This is a genomic window from Pelagibius sp. (assembly GCF_965227505.1).
Taxonomy (GTDB): domain Bacteria; phylum Pseudomonadota; class Alphaproteobacteria; order Kiloniellales; family Kiloniellaceae; genus Pelagibius.
Map to the genome: position 1 here is coordinate 1,758,260 of NZ_OZ245757.1, position 9,665 is coordinate 1,767,924.

Genomic DNA, 9,665 nt, shown 5'->3' on the forward strand with positions numbered 1-9,665 from the left:
ATGATTCAATGAGGGGGATGACGGAATGACGCGCCATACCCGCATCCTGATGTCGGTCATCTACTGGGCCTTCATCGTCTACCTCTTCGTCCCGCTGGTGCTGATGGTGATGATGGGCTTCAAGGATTCGAAGTTCATCGGCTTTCCGATCCGAAGCTGGACCCTGGAGTGGTACACCGGCATCTTCCAGGATGCCGAGGTGCTGGGGGTCTTCGGCTACTCGATGGCGATCGCCATCGCCAGCACCGTCCTCTCGCTGGCCATCGGCACCTGGGTCGCCTGCTTCCTGGGGCCTCACAAATTCCGCGGCAAGCTCCTCGTCTTTGCGCTGACCTGCCTGCCGGCGGTGGTGCCGGGGATTATCTCGGCCATCTCCCTGCGCATCTTCGCCCGCGGTCTGGAGATCGAGCCCGGCATGCTGGCCATCATCCTGGGCCACACGGTGCACAACGTGCCCTTCGTCGCCCTGGTGGTCATGGCCCGCCTCTCGACCCTGCCGCCCAGCCATATCGAGGCGGCGCGCGATCTGGGGGCGGATGCCATCGTCGCCTTCTTCCGCGTCACCCTGCCCTATCTGGTACCGGCCCTGGTGGGCGCCGGCATCTTCTGCATGCTGCTGAGCTTCGACGACTTCGTGCGCTCCTTCTTCCTGGGCAGCTACGAGCCCACCCTGCCGGTGCTGATCTTCGCCATGCTGCGCACCGGCATGTCGCCGGAGATCAATGCGATCTCCGCTGTCGTCCTGGTGCTGACCGCTGTCCTCGGCCTCTGGGCCGAGCGCTCCATGCGGCGTCTGAACAAAGGGTCCTGAGGATGAGTGCTGCCCCAGATATCGATACGAGCCAAAACATCGACTCAAGCAGGGCCATCGTCCACCTGGACGGCATCACCAAGCGCTTCGGCGCGGTGACCGCCGTCGACGATCTCGACATGCGTATCGGCGCCGGGGAGTTCATCACCTTTCTCGGCCCCTCGGGCTGCGGCAAGTCGACCACCCTGCGCATGCTCGGCGGCTTCGAGACGCCCACGCAGGGCCGGGTGGTCATCGACGGCCAGGACGTGACACGCCTGCCGCCCAACCGCCGCGACGTCAACATGGTGTTCCAGGACTACGCCCTCTTCCCCCACATGAGCGTGGCGCGGAACATCGCCTTCGGCCTGGAACTGAAGGGGCGGACCAGGGCGGAGATCGCCCGCCAGAGCGAAGACCTGATGGACTTCCTGCAGCTTTCGGCCCTGAGCGACCGCATGCCCGACCAGCTCTCCGGCGGCCAGCGCCAGCGCGTCGCCCTTGCCCGCGCCCTCGCGCCCGACCCCAAGCTGCTGCTGCTGGACGAGCCCCTGGGCGCGCTGGACGCGAAGCTGCGCGGACAGGTGCAGGTCGAGCTGAAGCAGATCCAGAAGCGCACCGGCAAGACTTTCTTCTTCGTCACCCACGACCAGGAAGAGGCGCTCACCATGTCCGACCGCATCGTGGTGATGAACGCCGGGCGGGTGGAGCAGGACGGCACGCCCGAGGATCTCTACTTCCGTCCGCGCAGCCGCTTCGTGGCCGAGTTCATCGGCGAAACCAACCTGATCGAAGGCCGGGTGAAGGGTGCCGACAACGGCAGCGTCGTGATCGACTGGAACGGCCTGGACCTGAAGGGCGCCGCACCCGGCGCGGTTCCTGTGGCGGGCAGCCCCATCACCGCTTCCCTGCGCCTGGAAAGCCTTGTTTGCCACCCGGCGCCCCCGGCTGAGGCGGATGCCCTGCCCGGGCGCGTCGTCAGCAAGCTCTTCAAGGGCAGCCGCACCACCCTCGACATCCGGGTCGGCGAGCACGACGACGCCGTGCTGCGCGCTTACATGGACGCCGGCGCGGCCGAGCAGATCGCCGACGACAAGGTCTGGGTCACCTGGGATATCAGCCGCCTCGCGGTACTGCAGGACTGAGCGGGCGTCCTACTGCACGGCGGAGAGGGAAACGACCGTGCCGTCGCTTGCGTCTTCGGGTCGCGAAGCCACACCTTCGAAAAGCGCGGCATCGCGCAGCGCTTCGCGCAGAATGAAGTCGTAGGTCTGGCGCACCGGCCCGCTTTCCTTGAGGTTATGATTGACGAGGACCCAGAGGTCGACGGGAATGTCGAAGTCCTCCGGCAGGATGCGCTGCAGGGTCTTCTCGCTTTGCGCGACGAAGCAGGGCAGCGTGGCGATGCCGAGCCCCGCGCGGGCTGCGGCCAACTGGATGTTGGTGTTGTCAGCGCAGAAGTCGCAGCCATCGCTGCCGCTGATCTGGCGCAGCGCCGTGCATTGGGGCAGGTTCTCGACCGCGCCCTCCGCCCCGATGATTCGATGCTGGGCAAGCGCGGCTTGGCTCTGCGGCATGCCCCGGTCGGCCAGGTAGGCCTGCTGGCGTAGAGTCCGCAGTGCACTTTGCCGACCCGGCGGCCAAAGAGCGTCTCGTCTTCCGGGTCACCCATCCGGACCGCGATGTCGGCGCAGTAGCGCTGCACATCGGCCTTCTCGATGCCGACCTGCACGGCATAGCGCAGGGAGGGGTCGCGCTGCGAAAGCGCGGCCAACTTGTCGGTGAGCCAGAAGTTGGCGAGGTTGAAGGTGGTGGCGATCCGCACCGTTGGGCGTGGTAGCCGCGCCGCGCTGCCCAGGAAGTTGTCGATGCCCTCGGCCTCGCGCTCCATGGCTTCGACGAACCGCAGGACCGCGCCACCGGCTTCGTTCAGGCGGAATCCCTGGCCGTCCCGATCAAAGAGCGTCTGCCCCATCTGCTGTTCGAGCTGATCGATCCGCCGTGCGACGGTGGGCTGGGAGACCCGCAGTGCCCGCGCCGCCGCCGAAAGCGAGCCTTCGCGCACGACAGCCAGGAAAAACCGCAGATCGTCCCAGTTCACCTTCTGCACCAGAAGGGCGCTCCCACGCACACCACCCAGTAAAGCCTAGTCTACACATGATCTGGCCTAAGCGGCGGTCACAATTGATTGATGCGCCCCGATTGATGTGTTCAGCCAATCGTAAACGAACAGATAGGCTCGCGCCGGATAGAACCTCCGGGGCAGTCCGTTCAAGCCACTGAAAACGCTCCAACTCTTGGGGCATCGGCCGGCGCGTCGTACCGGCAGCTTCGCGGGCCGCCAAGGAAGCCCCGGAGGGTGAAGGCAGAGCCGGCCAGCCGCCGATGTCATCGGATGGCCAAATCGGGGGAGAGAGTTCCCTCACACGGCAGAGGGCCCTACAATTACCGGAACGCGAGCTTTGTCCGGCGAAGCTCGGCGGAGTATTGCTGATGAGGCAACATCGGGCGGGTGCCGATGGAAGCGTACTTTCCTGAAGCATTCACATTCTTCATTGTCCTTGTCGCAATCGCGCTCTTCGCGACCGAGCGTATTCCAATCGAGTTCTCGGCGATCGCCATTCTTGGCGTTCTCTTGCTGTTCTTTGAGGTCTTCCCCTTACTGGACGCGCAAGGCGAAAATCTCCTGGGCGCCTCGGTCCTGCTTCAAGGCTTTGCCAACCCGGCTCTGATCGCTGTTTTGGCGCTGCTCGTTCTCGGGCAGGGCGTCATCCGAACCGATGCGCTCGGCTGGTCGACCGGATATGTGCTGGCGCTGGCGCGCATGAACGTCACGCTGTCGTTCGCGCTGGCCTTCGGCTGCGTTCTGGTGCTCAGCCCCTTTCTCAACAACACACCCGTCGTTGTCCTCTTCATACCGATCCTGCAGGTGCTGGCCCATCGCCTGCGGCGCACGGCCAGCCGGGTCATGATGCCGCTGAGCTTCGTTGCCGTGCTCGCCGGAATGACAACACTGATCGGCTCCAGTACCAATCTGCTCGTTTCCGGCGCCCTTACGCAGCTTGGCGAGGCGCCCCTCGGCTTTTTCGACATGACCGTCCCCGGGCTGGTGCTGGTCGCCGTTGGCCTGATCTACCTGATCGTCTTCGGGCCGCGCCTGCTCCCGGACAGGCCGTCGCTGCCGGAGCGATTGATGACCGGCCGCATCCCGCGTTTCGTGGCCAAGCTCACCGTCGGCTCGGAAGCCGGCCTCGTTGACAAGCCTGCTGCCTCCAACGTGCTCGGCATTTCCAACACCAGACTGATCCTGGTTCAGCGCGGCGAGCAGGCCTTGCTGCCCCCCTTTACCGATGTTCGATTGCGTTCCAGCGACCTTCTCGTCGTGCTGGCGACACGCACGGCGCTGACCGAACTGGCGGCGCGCTATCCGGGCCTGCTGCACAATGCGCTGGCGGCCGAAACCCTTGGCGCGGACGACCGGGATCAGGGGCAGTTTGCGGCGGGAGATCAGGTTCTGGCCGAGGTTATGATTCCCCCGGGCTCCCGGCTGGTCGGCGAATCGCTCGAACGGATCGGGTTTTACCGGACCTATCAGTGCCTCGTCCTGGGACTCGAAAGACGCTCTCACATGATCCGCGACCAGTTGACCAAGATCCGTCTGCTGGCCGGTGACGTCCTGGTCGTCCAGGGCACCCGCCCGCAGCTCCAGAGCCTGCGCCGCACCGGCAATCTCATTCCGCTGGACGAAACCGTTGTCGAACTGCCGGCCCCTCAACTGGCAAAGCGCGCCGCGGCGATCTTCGTCGGTGTCATTCTCCTGGCGGCAACAGGGCTGTTGCCGGTGGTGGTCTCCGCCCTGCTCGGCTGTGTCGCCATGATCGCCACGGGTGTCCTCACCTTCGAGCAGGCGGCCCGCGCGCTCGACCGCCGTATCGTCCTCCTCGTTCCCACGTCCTTGGCGCTCGGGGCCGCCCTGGAAAGATCCGGCGGCGCGGAACTGCTTGCCCAGGAGCTTCTGTTCGGAGTCCAGGCCTTCGGCGCGGCGGTGGTGCTCTCCTTGCTGTTCCTGATCGTCGCTCTCATGACGAACATCCTGACGAACAATGCGACCGCCATCATCTTTACGCCGATCGCCGTCAGCATTGCACAGAGCCTCGGCGAGTCGCCGACGGTTTTCGCCCTGGCTGTCCTCCTCGCGGCCAACTGCTCCTTCGCCACGCCGATTGCCTATCAGACGAACCTGCTGATCATGGGGCCCGGCCACTACCGTTTCGCCGACTTCATCCGCCTCGGGCTGCCGCTCGTGCTGCTGATCTGGGTGGCCTTCTCCCTCTTCGCACCGTGGTACTATCAGCTGGGTTATTGAGCCCGCGCGCGCAGCGCTACCGGGCGCAAAACCGCGTCGCTTCAGGCCGCAAAGCCGGTCCGCGGACGAACACCGCCGAAGGGCTATCCGCTGTTCCTCAAGCCGGCGGCCACGCCGTTGATCGTCAATTGAACGCCCCGCAGCACCTTCGGGTTCTCGGACTTCTTCCTGTACTCGCGAAGAAGATTGACCTGAAGATGGTTGAGCGGATCGAGGTAGGGAAAACGGTTCGAGATCGAACGCGACAGCAGGGGATTGGCGGCCAGGAGTTCCTCGTTCTCCATGATGGTCAGGAGCGCCTCGACCGAGGCCCGATGCTCATTGCGGATACGCTGGAAGATCTCCTGCCGCAAGGCCTCATCTTCGACCAGCTCGGCGTAGCGCGACGCAACGGCGATACTCGTTTTGGACAGCACCATATCCATGTTCGACAGCAGGGCGCGGAAAAACGGCCAATCGCTGTACATCTCGCGCAGACGGGCAAGACCGTCCTCGGTGTTCTCCGCCAACCAGGCCTGAACCGCAGTGCCGAAGCCGTACCAGCCGGGCAGCATCAGACGACACTGAGACCAACTGAACACCCAGGGAATGGCGCGCAGGTCCTCGATCCGGCCGAGGGCCTTGCGCGACGCCGGACGCGAGCCGATGTTCAGCGTCGCAATCTCGTTGATGACGGTCGACGACCAGAAATACTCGTCAAAGCGCGGCGTTTCGTACACCAGGGCGCGGTAGGCCCGAAAGGCATCGTCGGACAGGGCCTCCATGACATCAAGGTAGGACTGCGGGACATCCTTGTGCTCGCGGCGCAGCAGGGACGTTTCCAGACAGGCGGACACAAGGATTTCCAGGTTGCGGCCGCCGAGATCCGGGTTGGTGTACTTGCTCGAGATGATTTCGCCCTGCTCGGTGACACGGATCTGCCCGTCGACCGCGCCGGGCGGCTGGGCCAGGATCGCATCGAAGCTCGGTCCGCCGCCACGGCCGACCGTGCCGCCCCGTCCGTGAAAAAGGCGCAGGCGCAGGCCGTGCCGACGGAACAGGTCGATCAGGCCGATTTCCGCCTTGTAGAGTTCCCACCCGGAGGTGACGTAGCCGCCGTCCTTGTTGCTGTCGGAGTAGCCGAGCATGATTTCCTGGACACCGCCCAGGCTGTCCACCAGCCGCCGGTAGGCGGGAATCGCCAGCAACCGGTCCATGATGTCAATGCAGTTCCGCAGGTCCGAGATGGTCTCGAACAGCGGCACGATGTTCACCGCGCTTCGTCCGTCGGGGGTGACTAGGCCGACCTCCTTCAGGAGCACCGTCAGTTCCAGCAGGTCGGAAACGCTTTGGGTGTTTGACACGATGGCGGTCGGAATGGCCCTGCTGCCGTAGCGGCTGTGGCAGGAGGCGGCGGTCCGGAAGATCGCGAGTTCCTTCGAGGTTTCCTCCGAATAGGACCAGAAACTGCGGATCAGTGGCCGCGTGTTCGTCAGCTCCGCGGTCAGGCGGGCGATGCGCTCGTCCTCGGCCATTGCCTGATAGTCCGTGCCCGGCGCGACGGCGTCCAGCAGCTCTGCCAGAGTGGCAGCATGAACGGCCGAGTTCTGGCGCATATCGAGGCTCGCCAGATGAAATCCGAAGCAATCGACGGCGCGGCGCAGGTGGCGCAGCCGGCCTTTGGTGAGCGCACCCGAGCAGTTGGCGGCCAGAGACTCGTGAATGATGTCCAGGTCGGCCAGCAGTTCGCCTGAAGCCTCATAGGGGGCCGGCCCGTCGGGAGGGAGCCTCGCGCCCGGTTCGCTTTGGAGCCGCTCATAACTGGCCGCCAGCCGTGCCCGCATGTTCGCGACCGCGCGGCGATAGGGTTCGACGCGGCGATGCGGAGAGCTCTCGGCAGGCTGTCCCGCAAGGCTGGAAAGCGCATCGGAGACCTGAACCATGCGCAGAGACAGCGACAGCTCGGACTCGAGGTCTTCGAGTTCGTCCATGTAAAACCGCAAGGCCCTGTCGTTCTGCATCCGCAGGGTCTGCTCCATCACCTCGGCCGTCACGAAGGGATTGCCGTCGCGGTCGCCGCCGATCCAGCTGCCGATGCGCAGGAAAGAGGACACACGAAGCGGCGGTGCCGAGGGCTCCATGGCGGACATGCGGTCCTCGAGCCGGGCATAGAGACGCGGCAGCGCCCTGAGAAAGGTGTAGTCGTAGTAGGTCAGGCCGTTCTCGACCTCGTCTTCGACCTGGAGCCTGGTCTGGCGGAGCAGGTTGGTCTGCCAGAGTGTCAGGATCGCCTGGCTGAGCTTGGTGTCGATATCCTCCGCCTCTTCGGGCGTCAGTGTTTCACGCTCCCGCCGGCTGATCAGATCGGCGATGGTCATCTCCCAGCGCATGGTGCTCTTGCGGCGCACCTCCGTGGGGTGTGCCGTGAGCACGGGGCTTATCAGCGCTGTTTCGAAAAACGCCTGCAGGTCACCTGCCGTCAGACCCAGTTCGGCCGCGTGCTGCAGGGCCCGGGCAATCGTGCCCCGCCTTGGCGGCGAGCCGCCGATCTCATGGGCCCTGGTGCGCCGAATGTGGTGCTGATCCTCGGCGAGGTTGGCAAGATGGGAGAAGTAGCTGAAGGCTCTGGCGACCTGCACCTCCTGGTCAGGATTGAGGCTGGCCAGGATATCCTCAAGATCGCGCTTGGCCTGCTGTTCGTCATCGCGGTGAAAGCGGATCGACGTCTGGCGGATCTTCTCGACGACATGAAAGATGCTCTGGCCTTCCTGATGCCGGACGGTGTCGCCCAGAAGGCGCCCAAGCAGCCTGATGTCCTCTCGCAGCGGCGAGTCCTTGTCGTCTGGAGAGGGGATATCTCGAATGATCTGATCGACGGTCATCCGCACTCTGTCCACGCGATCTTGGGAGGCCTGATTTCCCCGGCTTGAGGCGAAACCGCCACCGGAGCCCCCAAGCATAGCCCCAAAAGGTGACGGTTGCACGGCAAAGGCCGCTCCCCGACCCGGCCGCTCCCGGGCGGCCCGCCTAGGAACGGACGTTGAGGATCGCCGCCAGTTCCGCCCTGCGGGTGACGCCGAGCTTGGCATAGATGCGCTTGCGGTGGGTCTTGACCGTGTTGAGGCTGACGGCCAGAGCTTCGGCGATCTCCCGCTCACTGCGCCCGCCCACCAGGAAGCCGGCGACGCGCGCCTCGCTGCGCGTCAGGCTCAGCGCCGCGGCCACACGTTCCGAAACAACCGGACGCTGGGAGTCCGGATCGTCAATCGTCACAAGAGCCGTTGCCGCAATCGGGGTGCTCCAGAAAACATCAAAGGCAAAGGGCGTCACCTCCGCAACATAGGGCATCGGGGCGCAGGAGCGGTGGATGACGACGAAGGTCGGCCCTCTTGGCGCCGTCTTCGGACCTTCGCCGAGCTGAAGGGACAGCGCGGCGCGCAGCTGCTTCTGTGCTTGCGATGCATGAGGAAGCAGCCGGCCGTGGCGGGCGGTCAGCCCGTCGCCGAGGGCACAGATCGCCTCCGCCTTTGCGTTCATGTGCGAGATCCTGGCGTTGCGGTCCACCAGAAAGGCCGCACGCCCGTTGCGGCCAAGCGCCTCCAACGCGGCCAGCAGCGTTGCGCCCATGCGGGTCACCTGGCGCTGTATGCGAAGAGCCCGGGCGACATGGCCGCCCAAGGCCCGGAAGAGGGTCATCTCCCGGTCGTCGAGAGGTTCGGACTTGCGGCTTCGGTTGATGACGATTCGGAGTTGGGTGTCGGCATCGAACCGGGATGTGAAACGGCCGAGGTGAAAGCAGTCGATACGCCGGCAAAGCTCCTGGTAGTAAGCGCCGCGGGCGAATTCGGCCGCATCACAGACATCGTGCATACGCAGCACCGAGGGTGTCAACGCAACCCCAACCTTTGCTCTGAAAGGGTCCAGCCGATGATATCGGTCGTAGTAGAGTTGCTCGATGTCCCGGGTCTGCAGGCTGGTGTGAACAGCCTCGGGAGTGGGGGCGACGCTCAGCGGGTCGCAACGAACCTGCGTAACGTTGCTGCGCTCAACCGCCACGGCGGCACAAGCGGCGTCAAAAGCATACGCGACCTTTCGAAGCGCGTCATGCCAGTCCACTTCCCCCGTCGTAGCGCGGTATACTTGATCCAGCGCCCTATCGAAACTTTCCGGATCGAACACCAAGCCGCGGAAGCCCTCCCATTCCTCATGAAGAGCAGTCCATTCGCCACCCCTCCGTCCCAAAGCCGGGAGGTTTGACATTCCGGTCGCAGACTCTGTCGGATCATTCGGCGTGCCGTCCGGCGCTCCGCATCGACACCCGCCATACTGCAGGGGCTACGACGCTGCTTAGCCGGTACACCCATCTACGCCACAACAACCATTCTACTGACACTGCCGGACTACTCGTTCTACGCGAGTTGTTAGGCAGCGCTTTGTATGCAAATAACCGCGAAAGTCCAGTGTCATGGTGCAGTGCCTCAAAAATGACCGCTGCGCCATGGAAAGCGGTCGCGCACCCGGACACGCGGC

General features: G+C 64.6%; 5 protein-coding genes and 1 pseudogene. 3 read left to right on the forward strand and 3 right to left on the reverse strand.

The window, feature by feature from the left end; genetic code table 11:
• The first annotated feature begins 25 nt into the window (after nucleotides 1-25).
• Nucleotides 26-811 (forward strand): ABC transporter permease, encoded by a 786-nt coding sequence (locus ACO06P_RS08325; protein ID WP_420349544.1) that lies wholly within the window; start codon nucleotides 26-28, stop codon nucleotides 809-811.
• Between the two features lie 2 nt (nucleotides 812-813).
• Nucleotides 814-1,935 carry an ABC transporter ATP-binding protein gene (locus tag ACO06P_RS08330; RefSeq protein WP_420349545.1) on the forward strand — a complete coding sequence of 374 codons (1,122 nt, stop codon included), beginning with the start codon at nucleotides 814-816 and terminating at the stop codon, nucleotides 1,933-1,935.
• A gap of 9 nt (nucleotides 1,936-1,944) precedes the next feature.
• Here ACO06P_RS08330 and ACO06P_RS08335 read toward each other — a convergent pair.
• Nucleotides 1,945-2,921, reverse strand: a pseudogene (locus tag ACO06P_RS08335) (LysR family transcriptional regulator).
• A gap of 387 nt (nucleotides 2,922-3,308) precedes the next feature.
• On the opposite strand from ACO06P_RS08335, the gene ACO06P_RS08340 reads away from it, so the two are divergent.
• On the forward strand, nucleotides 3,309-5,156 hold the full coding sequence (locus ACO06P_RS08340; protein ID WP_420349546.1) for an SLC13 family permease: 1,848 nt from the start codon (nucleotides 3,309-3,311) through the stop codon (nucleotides 5,154-5,156).
• 83 nt (nucleotides 5,157-5,239) lie between these two features.
• Here the strand turns inward: ACO06P_RS08340 and ppc are convergent, their stop codons facing one another.
• Both ppc and ACO06P_RS08350 read right to left on the reverse strand, forming a co-directional pair.
• Nucleotides 5,240-8,017, reverse strand: coding sequence for a phosphoenolpyruvate carboxylase (ppc, locus tag ACO06P_RS08345; protein ID WP_420349547.1), 2,778 nt, complete (start codon nucleotides 8,015-8,017; stop codon nucleotides 5,240-5,242).
• 145 nt (nucleotides 8,018-8,162) lie between these two features.
• Nucleotides 8,163-9,314 (reverse strand): helix-turn-helix transcriptional regulator, encoded by a 1,152-nt coding sequence (locus ACO06P_RS08350; RefSeq protein WP_421935203.1) that lies wholly within the window; start codon nucleotides 9,312-9,314, stop codon nucleotides 8,163-8,165.
• Between the last annotated feature and the right edge of the window lie 351 nt (nucleotides 9,315-9,665).